Source organism: Pantoea sp. y20 (assembly GCF_054903455.1).
The window spans coordinates 284504-301105 of record NZ_CM142816.1 but is presented as its reverse complement, the minus strand read 5'-3'; the positions used below and the strand labels follow the sequence as shown (position 1 = coordinate 301105).

The window sequence follows — 16602 nt, the reverse complement described above, 5'->3', positions numbered from 1 at the left end:
AATTCTTTGTGCAAAAACGAATGACATTCGCTTCCGCTGATTCTTTAATCCGTAAACAAGCTGAAAATATCCGGTCTCTCAGACCAAAACGCCTCTGGCGTTGTAAGGTTAAGCCTCACGGGTCATTAGTACCGGTTAGCTCAACGCATCGCTGCGCTTACACATCCGGCCTATCAACGTCGTAGTCTTCAACGTCCCTTCAGGACTCTCAAGGAGTCAGGGAGAACTCATCTCGGGGCAAGTTTCGTGCTTAGATGCTTTCAGCACTTATCTTTTCCGCACTTAGCTACCGGGCAGTGCCATTGGCATGACAACCCGAACACCAGTGGTGCGTTCACTCCGGTCCTCTCGTACTAGGAGCAACCCCCCTCAATTCTCCAGCGCCCACGGCAGATAGGGACCGAACTGTCTCACGACGTTCTAAACCCAGCTCGCGTACCACTTTAAACGGCGAACAGCCGTACCCTTGGGACCTACTTCAGCCCCAGGATGTGATGAGCCGACATCGAGGTGCCAAACACCGCCGTCGATATGAACTCTTGGGCGGTATCAGCCTGTTATCCCCGGAGTACCTTTTATCCGTTGAGCGATGGCCCTTCCATTCAGAACCACCGGATCACTATGACCTGCTTTCGCACCTGCTCGAGCCGTCACTCTCGCAGTCAAGCTGGCTTATGCCATTGCACTAACCTCCTGATGTCCGACCAGGATTAGCCAACCTTCGTGCTCCTCCGTTACTCTTTGGGAGGAGACCGCCCCAGTCAAACTACCCACCAGACACTGTCCGCAGCCCGGATTACGGGCCTACGTTAGAACATCAAACATTAAAGGGTGGTATTTCAAGGTTGGCTCCACGCAGACTGGCGTCCACGCTTCAAAGCCTCCCACCTATCCTACACATCAAGGCTCAATGTTCAGTGTCAAGCTATAGTAAAGGTTCACGGGGTCTTTCCGTCTTGCCGCGGGTACACTGCATCTTCACAGCGATTTCAATTTCACTGAGTCTCGGGTGGAGACAGCCTGGCCATCATTACGCCATTCGTGCAGGTCGGAACTTACCCGACAAGGAATTTCGCTACCTTAGGACCGTTATAGTTACGGCCGCCGTTTACCGGGGCTTCGATCAAGAGCTTCTCCTTGCGGATAACCCCATCAATTAACCTTCCGGCACCGGGCAGGCGTCACACCGTATACGTCCACTTTCGTGTTTGCACAGTGCTGTGTTTTTAATAAACAGTTGCAGCCAGCTGGTATCTTCGACTGCCTTCAGCTCCATCCGCGAGGGACTTCACCTGATGACAGCGTGCCTTCTCCCGAAGTTACGGCACCATTTTGCCTAGTTCCTTCACCCGAGTTCTCTCAAGCGCCTTGGTATTCTCTACCTGACCACCTGTGTCGGTTTGGGGTACGATTTCGTGTTACCTGGAGCTTAGAGGCTTTTCCTGGAAGCAGGGCATCAGTTACTTCACCACCGTGGTGGCTCGTCGTCACGCCTCAGCCTTAAGATACCCCGGATTTACCAAAGGTATCAGCCTACACGCTTAAACCGGGACAACCGTCGCCCGGATAACCTAGCCTTCTCCGTCCCCCCTTCGCAGTAACACCAAGTGCAGGAATATTAACCTGCTTCCCATCGACTACGCTTTTCAGCCTCGCCTTAGGGGTCGACTCACCCTGCTCCGATTAACGTTGAACAGGAACCCTTGGTCTTCCGGCGAGCGGGCTTTTCACCCGCTTTATCGTTACTTATGTCAGCATTCGCACTTCTGATACCTCCAGCATGCCTCACAGCACACCTTCAACGGCTTACAGAACGCTCCCCTACCCAACAACACATAGTGTCGCTGCCGCAGCTTCGGTGCATGGTTTAGCCCCGTTACATCTTCCGCGCAGGCCGACTCGACCAGTGAGCTATTACGCTTTCTTTAAATGATGGCTGCTTCTAAGCCAACATCCTGGCTGTCTGTGCCTTCCCACATCGTTTCCCACTTAACCATGACTTTGGGACCTTAGCTGGCGGTCTGGGTTGTTTCCCTCTTCACGACGGACGTTAGCACCCGCCGTGTGTCTCCCGTGATAACATTCTCCGGTATTCGCAGTTTGCATCGGGTTGGTAAGCCGGGATGGCCCCCTAGCCGAAACAGTGCTCTACCCCCGGAGATGAGTTCACGAGGCGCTACCTAAATAGCTTTCGGGGAGAACCAGCTATCTCCCGGTTTGATTGGCCTTTCACCCCCAGCCACAAGTCATCCGCTAATTTTTCAACATTAGTCGGTTCGGTCCTCCAGTTAGTGTTACCCAACCTTCAACCTGCCCATGGCTAGATCACCGGGTTTCGGGTCTATACCCTGCAACTTAACGCCCAGTTAAGACTCGGTTTCCCTGCGGCTCCCCTATACGGTTAACCTTGCTACAGAATATAAGTCGCTGACCCATTATACAAAAGGTACGCAGTCACCCCATTAAAGAGGCTCCCACTGCTTGTACGTACACGGTTTCAGGTTCTGTTTCACTCCCCTCGCCGGGGTTCTTTTCGCCTTTCCCTCACGGTACTGGTTCACTATCGGTCAGTCAGGAGTATTTAGCCTTGGAGGATGGTCCCCCCATATTCAGACAGGATACCACGTGTCCCGCCCTACTCTTCGAACTCACAATCTGTGCACTTTCGTGTACGGGACTATCACCCGGTATCGTGCGACTTTCCAGACGCTTCCACTAATGCACAAACTGATTCAGGTTCTGGGCTGTTCCCCGTTCGCTCGCCGCTACTGGGGGAATCTCGGTTGATTTCTTTTCCTCCGGGTACTTAGATGTTTCAGTTCCCCGGGTTCGCCTCGCAACACTATGTATTCATGTTGCGATGATGCACTGGGTGCACCGGGTTTCCCCATTCGGACATCGTCGGCTGTAGCGGTTCATATCACCTTACCGACGCTTTACGCAGATTAGCACGTCCTTCATCGCCTCTGACTGCCAGGGCATCCACCGTGTACGCTTAGTCGCTTAACCTCACAACCCACAGGCGTTTTGCAACGCGCGCAGACTGCAAGCATTTGAGAGACTCGAACGCGCTGTTATTCATTTCTTATTACGGAGAAATGAACCAACGCGTCGTTTCAATTTTCAGCTTGTTCCGGATTGTTAAAGAGCAGTATCTCAGACGCAGCTCGTAAGCTTCGTTTGAGATACGTCGTGGAGACACCTTTCACCTGTCACCAAGCAAGTGGCGTCCCCTAGGGGATTCGAACCCCTGTTGCCGCCGTGAAAGGGCGGAGTCCTAACCGCTAGACGAAGGGGACACGATAGTGTCACGACTTCGCAGCCGTCTTGCTCATTACTTTCTATCAGACAATCTGTGTGAGCACTTCGCGGGAAGGTATCTTCAGGTAAGGAGGTGATCCAACCGCAGGTTCCCCTACGGTTACCTTGTTACGACTTCACCCCAGTCATGAATCACAAAGTGGTAAGCGCCCTCCCGAAGGTTAAGCTACCTACTTCTTTTGCAACCCACTCCCATGGTGTGACGGGCGGTGTGTACAAGGCCCGGGAACGTATTCACCGTAGCATTCTGATCTACGATTACTAGCGATTCCGACTTCACGGAGTCGAGTTGCAGACTCCGATCCGGACTACGACGCACTTTATGAGGTCCGCTTGCTCTCGCGAGGTCGCTTCTCTTTGTATGCGCCATTGTAGCACGTGTGTAGCCCTACTCGTAAGGGCCATGATGACTTGACGTCATCCCCACCTTCCTCCAGTTTATCACTGGCAGTCTCCTTTGAGTTCCCGGCCGAACCGCTGGCAACAAAGGATAAGGGTTGCGCTCGTTGCGGGACTTAACCCAACATTTCACAACACGAGCTGACGACAGCCATGCAGCACCTGTCTCAGAGTTCCCGAAGGCACCAAAGCATCTCTGCTAAGTTCTCTGGATGTCAAGAGTAGGTAAGGTTCTTCGCGTTGCATCGAATTAAACCACATGCTCCACCGCTTGTGCGGGCCCCCGTCAATTCATTTGAGTTTTAACCTTGCGGCCGTACTCCCCAGGCGGTCGACTTAACGCGTTAGCTCCGGAAGCCACTCCTCAAGGGAACAACCTCCAAGTCGACATCGTTTACGGCGTGGACTACCAGGGTATCTAATCCTGTTTGCTCCCCACGCTTTCGCACCTGAGCGTCAGTCTTTGTCCAGGGGGCCGCCTTCGCCACCGGTATTCCTCCAGATCTCTACGCATTTCACCGCTACACCTGGAATTCTACCCCCCTCTACAAGACTCCAGCCTGCCAGTTTCGAATGCAGTTCCCAGGTTAAGCCCGGGGATTTCACATCCGACTTGACAGACCGCCTGCGTGCGCTTTACGCCCAGTAATTCCGATTAACGCTTGCACCCTCCGTATTACCGCGGCTGCTGGCACGGAGTTAGCCGGTGCTTCTTCTGCGGGTAACGTCAATCGGTGAAGCTATTAACTTCACCGCCTTCCTCCCCGCTGAAAGTACTTTACAACCCGAAGGCCTTCTTCATACACGCGGCATGGCTGCATCAGGCTTGCGCCCATTGTGCAATATTCCCCACTGCTGCCTCCCGTAGGAGTCTGGACCGTGTCTCAGTTCCAGTGTGGCTGGTCATCCTCTCAGACCAGCTAGGGATCGTCGCCTAGGTGAGCCATTACCCCACCTACTAGCTAATCCCATCTGGGCACATCCGATGGTGTGAGGCCCGAAGGTCCCCCACTTTGGTCTTGCGACGTTATGCGGTATTAGCTACCGTTTCCAGTAGTTATCCCCCTCCATCGGGCAGTTTCCCAGACATTACTCACCCGTCCGCCACTCGTCACCCGAGAGCAAGCTCTCTGTGCTACCGTTCGACTTGCATGTGTTAGGCCTGCCGCCAGCGTTCAATCTGAGCCATGATCAAACTCTTCAATTTAAGTTTGATTTGCTGAAACCAGTTCAGCGGTGCTCATCTGTAAAACGTCATAATGAATTTCATTATGTGTTCACTCGTGAGGCTTTGATATTTTTTTGCGTCCGGAGACGCGGATATCAATCCTGCGAGTGCCCACACAGATTGTCTGATAAATTGTTAAAGAGCATTGCGAACAGCGGCTGAACCGTCTGTCGCGAGGTGGCGTATACTACGCTACTCTCCTTCGGAGTCAAACACTTTTTTCAGCGTTTTCATCCGGCGGAAGTTCTTATCGAATCTTCCTCACCAACACCGCACTTCGTAAACCGTTGTGCCGTGTTGATGGATGCGCATTATAGGGAGTTGTTCTCAGCACGCAACCGCTAAATTCAATAAAAACAACCGTTCGCTGCATTCCACAGCAAAACCCCGCCTTATACGCAGTTACACACAGTGTTATCCACACTCTGCCGCACAAATGAATTTAGGCGAGCATCACGCAAACGTTTTCGCTACAATGCCCGGCGACGTCAAGGATGCCCCTTTTGGGGCGTTACATGAGGCAAGCGTTTCCTTCTATATAGAAGAGAGACACTAAGCTTGATGTAACGCTCTTTTTTACGCGAAACAAAGCCAAGGGATAAAACCACCATGCAACAACGTCGTCCTGTACGCCGCGCTCTACTCAGTGTCTCTGACAAAGCCGGTATCCTCGAATTTGCTCAGGCACTCTCCAGTCGTGGTGTTGAGCTGCTCTCCACAGGCGGTACCGCACGTCTGCTGGCAGATGCGGGCTTGCCCGTCACCGAAGTTTCTGACTACACCGGTTTCCCGGAAATGATGGATGGACGCGTCAAAACGCTGCACCCGAAAGTGCATGGCGGCATTTTGGGTCGTCGTGGTCAGGATGATGCGATCATGGCTGAACACGCCATCAACCCAATCGACATGGTGGTCGTCAACCTCTATCCCTTCGCACAAACCGTTGCCAAACCTGATTGCTCATTAGCTGACGCGGTTGAGAACATCGATATCGGTGGCCCAACCATGGTTCGCTCAGCGGCGAAGAACCACAAAGACGTGGCGATCGTGGTGAAGAGCAGCGATTACGAAGCGATCATTGCCGAGCTGGATGCCAACGAAAACTCGCTCACGCTGGAAACGCGTTTCGATCTGGCTATCAAAGCTTTCGAACACACTGCCGCCTACGACAGCATGATCGCCAACTACTTCGGTAGCCTGGTGCCGGCTTATCACAGCGACAGCAAAGAACCGGCTGGCCGCTTCCCGCGTACGCTGAACCTCAACTTCATTAAGAAGCAGGATATGCGTTACGGCGAGAACAGCCATCAGGATGCTGCCTTCTATATAGAAGAGAATGTTGCTGAAGCTTCTGTGGCCACTGCGCAGCAGGTTCAGGGCAAAGCGCTCTCATACAACAATATCGCCGATACCGATGCCGCACTTGAATGCGTGAAAGAGTTCGACGAAGCCGCTTGTGTGATCGTCAAACACGCTAACCCATGCGGCGTGGCAGTTGGCGGTTCGATTCTTGACGCTTATGAGCGTGCCTACAAAACCGATCCGACTTCCGCTTTCGGTGGCATCATCGCCTTTAACCGCGAGCTGGACGAAGCCACCGCGCAGGCGATCATCAGCCGTCAGTTTGTTGAAGTGATCATCGCGCCATCCGCCAGCGAAGCGGCACTGAAAATTACCGCGGCCAAGCAGAACGTGCGCGTTCTGGTGTGTGGTCAGTGGCAAGGTCGCGTTGCGGCGCTGGATTTCAAACGAGTTAACGGCGGCGTACTGGTTCAGGATCGCGATTTGGGCATGGTCGATGCCAGCCAGCTGCGCGTTGTCAGCAAACGTCAGCCAACTGAGCAGGAACTGCGTGATGCGCTGTTCTGCTGGAAAGTGGCGAAGTTCGTTAAATCCAACGCCATCGTCTACGCACGTGACAACATGACCATTGGCATTGGCGCCGGCCAGATGAGCCGCGTTTACTCGGCCAAAATTGCCGGTATCAAAGCCGGTGACGAAGGTCTGGAAGTGAAAGGCTCCGCGATGGCGTCTGATGCCTTCTTCCCGTTCCGCGACGGTATCGACGCCGCTGCGGCTGTCGGTATCAGTTGCGTGATTCAGCCAGGCGGTTCAATCCGTGATGATGAGGTGATCGCCGCCGCTGATGAGCACGGCATCGCGATGATCTTTACCGACATGCGTCATTTCCGCCATTAATTGTTGGGAGCAGTACAGATGAAAATTTTAGTGATTGGTAATGGCGGACGTGAACACGCGCTGGCATGGAAAGCGGCACAATCGCCACTGGCGGAAACAGTATTTGTCGCGCCTGGCAATGCGGGCACCGCGCTCGAGCCGGCTCTGCAAAACGTGGCAATCAGCGCCACCGACGTTCCCGCGCTGCTGGCCTTTGCTCAGCAGGAAAAGATCGATCTGACCATCGTTGGTCCGGAAGCACCGCTGGTGATTGGCGTAGTTGATGCGTTCCGTGCTGCAGGCCTGAAGATCTTTGGCCCAACGCAAGCCGCTGCCCAGCTGGAAGGCTCAAAGGCGTTCACCAAAGATTTCCTGGCACGTCAGCAGATTCCAACCGCTGAATATCAGAACTTTACCGAAGTGGAGCCTGCGCTGGCGTATCTGCGTGAGAAAGGCGCACCGATCGTGATCAAAGCTGACGGTCTGGCTGCCGGTAAAGGCGTGATCGTGGCGATGGAACTGGCGGAAGCGGAAGCCGCTGTGCAGGACATGCTGGCTGGCAATGCGTTCGGCGATGCTGGTCACCGCATCGTGATTGAAGAGTTCCTTGATGGCGAAGAGGCCAGCTTCATCGTGATGGTCGACGGCAACAACGTGCTGCCGATGGCCACCAGCCAGGATCACAAACGTGTCGGCGATGGCGATACCGGTCCAAATACCGGCGGCATGGGCGCGTATTCTCCGGCGCCCGTGGTAACCGATGAGATCCACCAGCGCGTGATGGATCAGATCATCTGGCCAACCGTCAACGGTATGAAAGCAGAAGGCAACATCTATACCGGCTTCCTGTACGCTGGGTTGATGATCGATAAAGCCGGTCAGCCTAAAGTGATCGAATTCAACTGCCGCTTCGGCGATCCGGAAACTCAGCCGATCATGCTGCGTTTGCAGTCGGATTTGGTGGCGCTGTGTCTGGCGGCTACCGACGGTAAACTGGATCAGCAAACCTCGCAGTGGGATCCGCGTCCCTCTCTCGGCGTGGTGTTAGCGGCGGGTGGTTATCCGGGCGATTACAACACGGGCGATCAGATTCACGGTCTGCCGCTGGAAGAAGTGCCGGACGGCAAAGTGTTCCACGCTGGCACCACCATGAAGGACGATCTGGTGGTCACCAACGGTGGTCGCGTACTGTGCGTCACCGCACTGGGCGACAATGTTGCCGCTGCGCAGAAAAACGCATATGCGCTGGCGCAGCATATCTCTTGGGATGGCAGCTTCTGCCGCCGCGATATCGGCTACCGCGCGATTAACCGCAAATAAGTATGCAAAGGGGCACAGCAAGTGCCCCTTCTCTTATCCGCCTGTCAGAAATCACTCTCTTTTGGCTGCCAGCTGCATTCGTCATCCGGCGTAGCACGCAGCAGTTGCACACCCTCCGGCGCTTCCAGCCACGACACCATCAATGGCGCAGCCTGGCTCTGCTGCTGGCGACCTAGCGTATACAGCGTGTCGCGATCAAAGGCCGCATTCACCAGCTTGTCATCGCACTCACGCACCTGATTGCCACCCAGCCAATGGCCCTGACGCAGTAATACGCGGCCTTCCAGCAACGCATTGCTCTGATCCAGCATGCGCTGCGCATCGAAGCGATACAGCTCAACGCTATCAGCGCTGACTGCTTCACGTCGTCCCGCCAGCTGGCGCTGCATGAAATTGAGATTGCCCAGATGATCAAAGCGTAAGGTGACATCATCCGGCTGAGCACCCGCGACGCGCCGTTCGACGCTAATCAGCTTCTGCTGCTGCCAGTTGTAGTCAGTGGTTTCCATCGCATCGCCATTAAACGGCGTGAAGACCGTACGCAGGTGAACAACTTGATGGTCGCTATTCTTGCGCCAGATGCGCACAGTGCCGCGGTCGGCCAAATAGCCGCTCGCCGTGAAGGCAGGAAGTTCAGGAGTGGAGCTACAGCCCGTCAGCAGCGCACCAAATAACAGGGCGCAAACGCGCTGAGGAATTGAATTCAGCATGGCAGGTCCCGGCAACAAAAAGGGGCGCTAACGCCCCCTCTTTTAAAGCTAAACCGCAATGCGGAAACTTACTTAACAGCGTCTTTCAGAGCTTTGCCTGAAACGAACGCTGGCACGTTAGCTGCTGCGATTTTGATCTCTTTGCCAGTCTGCGGGTTGCGACCGGTACGCTCAGCGCGGTGGTTCACTTTAAAAGTACCAAAACCAACCAGTTGTACAGCATCACCTTCTTTCAGAGACTCAGTGATCGCAGCCAGGGTAGATTCCAGCGCAGTCTTAGCCTGGGTTTTAGACAGGTCAGCTTTCTCTGCGATCACATCAATCAGTTGAGTCTTGTTCATAAGTTATCCTTAAAGTGTATTTATCGCTTGCTAAGCAACGAGTGCGAGGGAAAAGCCATTCTCAGACCTTGTTCAGCCGGCACGCACCGATAGCCACAATTTTCAGCCCCCCAAATGTAGACCAGACTGGGGGCTGATGTGAAGCCTCCAGGCGCGGTAATTCGGGCCTGAAGTCACGTTTTCTTGCCTTATTGCTGAAAAAGTATACCGATGTTACTGATTCCCGCTTCGCGCAGGTCTGCACGCAGGCCTTTAATCAATTCCAGGTCTCGCTCCTCGCACTCTGACAGCAGGCGGAAAATCTCCCACTGCAGGTCCCATTCATCGATGACAGCCTGATTTCCGCGCAGCTCTTCGTCGGTCATTTCGCGACCGGCCTGCGTCATTTCCAGAATCGCCACGGTGGTGATCGATGTACGGCTGACTTCAACGGCGTGCTCAAGCGTTTCGCCGCTGAGCTGTGCATGCAGCAGTTCACTCAAGGCCACGCAGGCATCAATCGCCGGATGAACACCGTAAACCTCAAAATCGTCACCATCCGGGATCGCCGCTTCAAATTTCTCCAGCTGACCGTCGAAATTGATTTTGGCATCTTTGACCGTCAGGCTTTCCCAGATGAGATCGAGGATGCGGCGATAGAGTTGCGGATCGGCGAATGCGGTCTGCTGACAAAAAGCCCAATAGTTGGGGAACATACGCTCGCAAAGGCAGGCCATGAAAGTCATATGCTGCCAGCTTTCAAGCTTCGCCAGACGCAAATGGACGGGATTCTGTAACATCAAACTTACTCTCAATAGGTTAGCTGGCGGCAGTGTACCGCAAAAGCCGGGCACAAACAGCGTTAAGGCGTGTTTTGCCAGCGCAGAAAGGCCGGGCGTCCGGAGGCGACAGCATCCGCCCAACGCGTCGGTTCCGGCAAACGATAGCCCGCAGTACAGGCTTCCACCCATTGCAATGCGCTATCCATGCTGACGCGATGGCCGGTCGAGATAAACAGCGGATTACAGCGCGCTTTACTGCGCCATACCCAGCCAATCTGTTCGCCTTTGTCGAGCAGCGGCTGACGGCTGCCTGGCTCGGCGTCCAGCTCAGCAAAACGTCCACACAAACGCTTCTTCGCCACGCCAATGGTGGGCACATCCACCAGCGAACCGAAATGCGCCGCCACGCCAAGCCGACGGGGATGGGAAATACCGTGGCCATCCACAAACAGCAGATCGGGCAACTGGGAGAGCTGCTGCCAGGCTTCCAGCAGCGCCGGCATTTCGCGGAAGGATAAGAAGCCCGGAATATAGGGCATGGTGGTGGCCACGCGCGCAATGCGGTGTTCCACCAGCTTTAAGGATGGATACTCGAGGATGATCAGAGCCGCGCGCGTGATCTCGCCGCCCTGTTCAAATCCCACGTCGGCACCACCAATAAAGCGTGGCGGCAGCACATCGAAATCATCCTGCCGCACCACATCAGCAGCGCGCTGTAACTGTTCCTGGCGTAGTGCGGCTAAATCCATCATCAGCCCTGATGATACGGACGTGACAGACGATGCACCGCTTCAACAAACGCACCAGCATGCTCAGGCGGCACATCAGGATGGATGCCGTGGCCCAGGTTAAACACGTGACCTTCGCCAGTGCCAAAACCTTCGAGAATCCCGGCGACTTCCTGCTCAATGCGCGCAGGCGGTGCATACAGCATGGAAGGATCCATGTTGCCCTGCAGCGCCACTTTATCACCCACACGACGACGCGCATCGGCGATATCGGTGGTCCAGTCGAGTCCCAGCGCATCGCAGCCGGTCGCCGCTATCGCTTCCAGCCATTGGCCGCCACCTTTAGTGAACAGCGTAATAGGAACGCGGCGACCTTCATTCTCATGCAGCACGCTATCGACGATTTTATGCATGTAATAGAGCGAGAATTCGCGATAGTCGCGTCCGGTCAGCACGCCGCCCCATGTGTCGAACACCATGACCGACTGCGCGCCAGCTTTGATCTGCGCATTGAGATAAAGAATCACGCTATCTGCCAGCTTATCCAGCAGCTTGTGCAGGGTTTGCGGCTCGGCGTACATCATCTTTTTAATTTTGGTGAACGCTTTGCTGCTGCCGCCTTCAACCATGTAGGTTGCCAGCGTCCATGGGCTGCCGGAGAAACCGATCAGCGGCACTTCGCCTTTCAGGTTGTGACGAATGGTACGCACCGCGTTCATCACATAACCGAGCTCTTGCTCTGGATCCGGCACTGGCAGATTGTCGACATCCGCACGGCAGGTGATCGGATTGGAGAAACGCGGGCCTTCGCCGGTCTCAAAGTAGAGCCCAAGTCCCATCGCATCCGGAATGGTGAGGATATCGCTGAAGAGAATTGCCGCATCCAGCGCATAGCGACGCAGCGGTTGCAGCGTGACTTCACACGCCAGCTCAGCATTCTTACACAGCGACATAAAATCACCGGCTTCAGCGCGCGTGGCTTTGTACTCCGGCAAATAACGCCCGGCTTGTCGCATCATCCATACCGGTGTGACATCTACCGGCTGACGTAACAGGGCGCGCAGATAACGATCGTTCTTCAGTTCACTCATAATGGGCTCTCTCATGCTAAGGCCAGCAGTGTAGCATTTTCACGCCGCGCTGGCGCGGCACAGGGCAACGGTATCTTCAATCAGGCGACGCGCCACCGTGCCGGGCGGCGGCAACAGCGGCAGATCGTCGTAGCGATACCAGCCGGCATCCAGCAGCTCTTTGCCGTCGTGTTGCAGATCGCCGCCGTCATATTCCGCCATATACGCCATCATCAGAGAGTGCGGGAACGGCCACGGCTGCGAGGTAACGTAACGCACGTTTTTCACCCGCACGTTGCTCTCCTCCATCACTTCCCGCGCCACCGCTTGTTCTAAGGTTTCGCCCACTTCGACAAAGCCCGCCAGCACGGTGTAGATATTGTTACGATGACGCGCATGATTGGCGAGCAGGATCTCATCGCCACGGCGGATAGCCACGATGATGCACGGCGCAATTTGCGGGTAATAACGCTCGCGGCAGTGATTGCACAAGCAGGCAAATTCGCGTTTGCTGATGTGCATCTCATGGCCGCAATAGCCGCACCAGCGATGCGAGCGGTAAAACTCCGCCAGCTGCACGCCACGTCCGGCGATTTGGAACAGGCCGACATCCTCATCAATCAGTTGGCGCACGGAGCCCATGCTGTCCGGACGCGATTCACGTACCAGCCAGACATTCTCGCCCTGCCACTCGCCGATCAAAATCGCGTTGCTGCCGCTGAGGCCAAAATCGCTGGCTAAGCCATGCGGCAATTCGCCCTGCGGCAACCAAAGTTTTTGCTCATGGCTGACAACCCACCATCCAGCGTCTAAGCTTGAGATCTCACGTTGCATCTTAATCGTTGTCCTTAGCGTCAAATCGCACGCTGAAATCCTAATATTAAGTGTGTAATAAACAACTATAACCTACCTGGAGCCCCATATGCTTAACCAGTTAGATAACCTGACAGAGCGTGTAGGCGGCGGAAATGAATTGGTTGATTCATGGCTGCGCGCCCGTCGACAGCTGCTCGTCACTTACTACGAGCTTATTGGCATGAAGCCACAAAAAGATGCGTTATCCACGCTGGATGAACAGGCGCTGGACGCATTTTGTCACAACCTGGTGGATTACCTTTCCACCGGCCATTTCAGCGTGTATGAACACATCATTAGTGAGATGCAGGGTGATAGCCCCTTATTCGTCGCTGCGCAGATTTATCCGGCACTGGAGGCGAATACCGATCGCATCATGCAGCTCTACGATAGCCATCTGCAGCAAGCGATTAACGATGATAATTGCGTGGATTTTCAAACCGCGCTCTCCGAAGTCGGCGAGGTGCTGGAATCGCGCTTCACGCTGGAAGATAAGCTGGTGCAACTCGCCTGGGACAACCAGCTGGCGCTTCCGCCGGTTGCCAACGACAGCGCCATTGCCCGCCCGGCTTAGAACCCCGAAGATGTAAAAAACTTGTTATTCAAGAAAAGCCCTCTTATGCTAAATGGGCTTTTTTATTGTCTTCTTTAACGACAATCAAAAGGCAAATTTTGCGGTTTAAGCGTAGCGTGCGCAGCCAGTTTGCACTCGGACAGCGCGCAGGGACCGGAGCGTACACGTAGTACGTGACGGTCACGAGCACTGCCCAGGTGCAAAATGGCAAGCAAAGTAGCTTAAACCACAAAACACCAACTTGTCGGAGTGCCCTCTAGGGCTGAGACCGTTAATTCGGGATCCGCGGAACCTGATCAGGTTAGTACCTGCGAAGGGAACAAGAGTAGACATTATCAGCACGGTGCATGCTGGCGCCCGGCACCGTACCTGTTACTCCTTCCGAACTCTGGACAAGCAACTTCCAACCGTTACCGGAAACTTGCTATGTCTGCTAAAACTTCTCGTCGTGAACAACGCGCTCAGGCGCAAGAATTTATCGATTCCCTGCAGGGAACCGCTTTCCCCAACTCCAAACGTATCTGGATCACCGGCAGCCGCGCGGATATTCGCGTGCCGATGCGTGAGATACAGCTCAGTCCAACGCACATAGGCGGCAGCAAAGAGAATCCGCACTATGAGCCAAATGAAGCGGTGCCGGTTTACGACACCGCCGGGGCTTATGGCGATCCTCAAGCCACCATTAATGTGCATCAGGGACTCGACAGGCTGCGTGCCAATTGGATCGAAGAACGTGACGACAGCGAAACCATCCACCAGCTGAGTTCCCGTTACACGCAGCAGCGTCTGGCGGATGAAGGCCTGGACCATCTGCGTTTTGAGCAGCTGCCGCAACCGCGCCGTGCCAAAGCGGGTCGCCGGGTTACCCAACTGCACTATGCGCGTCAGGGCATCATCACGCCGGAGATGGAGTTTATCGCGCTGCGTGAAAACATGGGCCGCGAGCGTATTCGCGGTGAAGTGCTGTTACAGCAGCATCCGGGTCACAGCTTTGGTGCCAATCTGCCAGAAAATATCACCGCGGAATTTGTCCGTCAAGAAGTCGCCAATGGGCGCGCCATCATCCCTTCGAACATCAACCATCCCGAATCCGAACCGATGATTATCGGCCGCAACTTCCTGGTGAAAGTGAATGCCAACATTGGCAACTCTGCGGTGAGCTCATCTATTGAAGAGGAAGTGGAGAAGCTGGTGTGGTCAACGCGCTGGGGCGCAGACACTGTGATGGATCTCTCAACCGGCCGCTATATCCATGAAACGCGTGAGTGGATTTTGCGCAATAGTCCGGTGCCGATTGGTACGGTGCCGATTTATCAGGCGCTGGAGAAAGTGAACGGCATTGCAGAAGATCTCAACTGGGAGATTTTCCGCGACACGCTGCTGGAGCAGGCGGAACAAGGCGTTGACTACTTCACTATTCACGCTGGCGTGCTGCTGCGCTATGTGCCGATGACGGCCAAACGCCTGACCGGCATTGTGTCGCGCGGTGGCTCGATTATGGCGAAATGGTGCCTGTCGCATCACACCGAAAATTTCCTCTATCTGCACTTCCGCGAGATTTGTGAAATTTGTGCCGCCTACGATGTGGCGCTGTCACTGGGCGACGGCCTGCGTCCCGGCTCGATTCAGGATGCCAACGATGAGGCGCAATTTGCCGAACTGCATACGCTGGGCGAACTGACCAAAATCGCCTGGGAATACGATGTGCAGGTGATGATTGAAGGTCCGGGCCATGTGCCCATGCAGATGATTCGACGCAATATGACCGAACAGCTTGAGCATTGTCACGAAGCCCCGTTTTACACGCTTGGCCCGCTCACCACCGATATCGCGCCCGGCTATGACCATTTCACTTCCGGCATCGGCGCGGCCATGATTGGCTGGTTCGGCTGCGCCATGCTGTGTTACGTGACGCCGAAAGAGCACCTCGGTTTGCCGAACAAAGAGGATGTGAAGCAAGGGCTGATCACCTACAAGATCGCTGCGCACGCGGCGGATCTGGCGAAAGGTCATCCCGGTGCGCAGATCCGTGACAATGCGATGTCGAAAGCGCGTTTTGAATTCCGCTGGGAAGATCAGTTCAATCTGGCGCTCGATCCGCACACCGCACGCGCCTATCACGATGAAACCCTGCCGCAGGAATCGGGAAAAGTGGCGCACTTCTGCTCGATGTGCGGCCCGAAATTCTGCTCGATGAAAATTACCCAGGAAGTGCGTGAGTTTGCCGCCCGCCAACAGGCTGAAGCCCAGCCGATTGAGATGGGTATGGCGCAAATGTCGAACGCCTTCCGCAATCGTGGCGGCGAGATCTATCACGCTGCCGATACCCTTAAAGAGGAAAATGTATGACCGACGCCTTTCCTGCCACAGCCTCAAAGCTGGGGCTGTATCCGGTTGTTGATAGCGTGGAATGGATCGCGCGCTTGCTGGAAGCCGGTGTGCGCACCATACAGCTGCGCATCAAAGATTGTGAAGATTACGAGGTGGAAGATGCGGTGCGCGAGGCGATTGCACTCGGCAAACAGTATCGCGCTCGCCTGTTTATCAATGATTACTGGCGCTTAGCCATTAAATATCACGCTTATGGCGTGCACCTCGGCCAGGAAGATCTCGATGTAGCCGATCTGGCGGCCATTCGCGAGGCGGGATTGCGCCTGGGTTTATCGACGCATGACGATGCCGAGTTAGATCGGGCTCTGGCGCTGCGCCCTTCTTACATTGCGCTTGGCCACATCTATCCTACGCAAACCAAAGATATGCCTTCTGCGCCGCAAGGCGTGGTGGAATTGAAACGCCACCTGGCGCGTTTGCAGAATGTGCCAACCGTGGCGATTGGCGGTATTTCACTGGCGCGCGTGCCGGAAGTGCTGGCTACCGGCGTGGGCAGCATTGCGGTGGTGAGCGCGATTACCCAGGCCGCCGACTGGCGCGCAGCAACGCAGCAGTTACTGTCACTGGTGGAAAATGGAATCGAACCTGCAGAAGCAGTGTAATGCGCGGCAAGTAAAGATGAAACGCTGGAATCTGCCGCGCAGCAGCGTGATGTAGGGGCTGGCGTCATTTCCTGACAAGACTAAAGTGTGCCTGCCCGCTGTCGCTTGCAGCGGGCCAGGGCTG

The 16602-nt window shown here is 55.0% G+C and carries 11 protein-coding genes, 1 tRNA gene, 2 rRNA genes and 1 riboswitch; of the genes, 5 read left to right on the top strand and 9 right to left on the bottom strand.

Going from position 1 to position 16602, the window contains the following annotated elements; translation table 11 throughout:
• Positions 1-104 precede the first annotated feature (104 nt).
• From ACYAC5_RS01365 to ACYAC5_RS01355, 3 genes are all read right to left on the bottom strand, one after another.
• Positions 105-3009, bottom strand: a 23S ribosomal RNA gene (locus ACYAC5_RS01365).
• A gap of 215 nt (positions 3010-3224) precedes the next feature.
• A tRNA-Glu gene (locus ACYAC5_RS01360) sits at positions 3225-3299 on the bottom strand.
• Between the two features lie 88 nt (positions 3300-3387).
• Positions 3388-4927: ribosomal RNA gene (locus ACYAC5_RS01355) — 16S ribosomal RNA — on the bottom strand.
• The 16S and 23S rRNA genes sit together here with 1 tRNA gene alongside, the layout of an rRNA operon.
• A 630-nt stretch (positions 4928-5557) precedes the next feature.
• On the opposite strand from ACYAC5_RS01355, the gene purH reads away from it, so the two are divergent.
• Both purH and purD read left to right on the top strand, forming a co-directional pair.
• Positions 5558-7147, top strand: coding sequence for a bifunctional phosphoribosylaminoimidazolecarboxamide formyltransferase/IMP cyclohydrolase (gene purH / locus ACYAC5_RS01350; protein ID WP_192415510.1), 1590 nt, complete (start codon positions 5558-5560; stop codon positions 7145-7147).
• An 18-nt stretch (positions 7148-7165) separates the two neighbouring features.
• Entirely contained in the window at positions 7166-8446 is a 1281-nt protein-coding gene (gene purD / locus ACYAC5_RS01345) for a phosphoribosylamine--glycine ligase (protein WP_192415508.1), read from the top strand.
• Positions 8447-8490: 44 nt separating this feature from the next.
• Here purD and ACYAC5_RS01340 read toward each other — a convergent pair whose 3' ends face one another.
• The 6 genes from ACYAC5_RS01340 to nudC form a co-directional block, all read right to left on the bottom strand.
• Complete coding sequence (locus tag ACYAC5_RS01340; RefSeq protein ID WP_192415506.1) at positions 8491-9156, bottom strand: DUF1481 domain-containing protein; 666 nt, start codon at positions 9154-9156, stop codon at positions 8491-8493.
• A 68-nt stretch (positions 9157-9224) separates the two neighbouring features.
• Positions 9225-9497 carry a nucleoid-associated protein HU-alpha gene (hupA, locus tag ACYAC5_RS01335; RefSeq protein ID WP_007886275.1) on the bottom strand — a complete coding sequence of 91 codons (273 nt, stop codon included), beginning with the start codon at positions 9495-9497 and terminating at the stop codon, positions 9225-9227.
• Positions 9498-9685: 188 nt separating this feature from the next.
• The gene (locus ACYAC5_RS01330; RefSeq protein WP_110868442.1) at positions 9686-10276 is read right to left on the bottom strand and encodes a YjaG family protein; all 591 of its coding nucleotides are present in this window, start codon (positions 10274-10276) and stop codon (positions 9686-9688) included.
• Between the two features lie 62 nt (positions 10277-10338).
• A complete protein-coding gene (gene nfi / locus ACYAC5_RS01325; RefSeq protein ID WP_217550759.1) occupies positions 10339-11007 on the bottom strand; it encodes a deoxyribonuclease V in 669 nt (222 codons plus the stop codon).
• Positions 11008-11009: 2 nt separating this feature from the next.
• Positions 11010-12077, bottom strand: a complete 1068-nt coding sequence (gene hemE, locus ACYAC5_RS01320) for a uroporphyrinogen decarboxylase (protein ID WP_192415504.1) — start codon at positions 12075-12077, stop codon at positions 11010-11012.
• A 39-nt stretch (positions 12078-12116) separates the two neighbouring features.
• On the bottom strand, positions 12117-12890 hold the full coding sequence (nudC, locus tag ACYAC5_RS01315) for an NAD(+) diphosphatase (protein WP_110868440.1): 774 nt from the start codon (positions 12888-12890) through the stop codon (positions 12117-12119).
• A gap of 88 nt (positions 12891-12978) precedes the next feature.
• On the opposite strand from nudC, the gene rsd reads away from it, so the two are divergent.
• From rsd to thiE, 3 genes are all read left to right on the top strand, one after another.
• The gene (gene rsd / locus ACYAC5_RS01310; RefSeq protein ID WP_101763024.1) at positions 12979-13485 is read left to right on the top strand and encodes a sigma D regulator; all 507 of its coding nucleotides are present in this window, start codon (positions 12979-12981) and stop codon (positions 13483-13485) included.
• 235 nt (positions 13486-13720) lie between these two features.
• Positions 13721-13821, top strand: a riboswitch (TPP riboswitch).
• Positions 13822-13911: 90 nt separating this feature from the next.
• Complete coding sequence (thiC, locus tag ACYAC5_RS01305; protein WP_277974381.1) at positions 13912-15834, top strand: phosphomethylpyrimidine synthase ThiC; 1923 nt, start codon at positions 13912-13914, stop codon at positions 15832-15834.
• Positions 15831-16478, top strand: coding sequence for a thiamine phosphate synthase (thiE, locus tag ACYAC5_RS01300; RefSeq protein WP_110868437.1), 648 nt, complete (start codon positions 15831-15833; stop codon positions 16476-16478). The genes thiC and thiE overlap by 4 nt, the downstream gene beginning before the upstream one ends.
• The last annotated feature ends 124 nt before the right edge of the window (positions 16479-16602 follow it).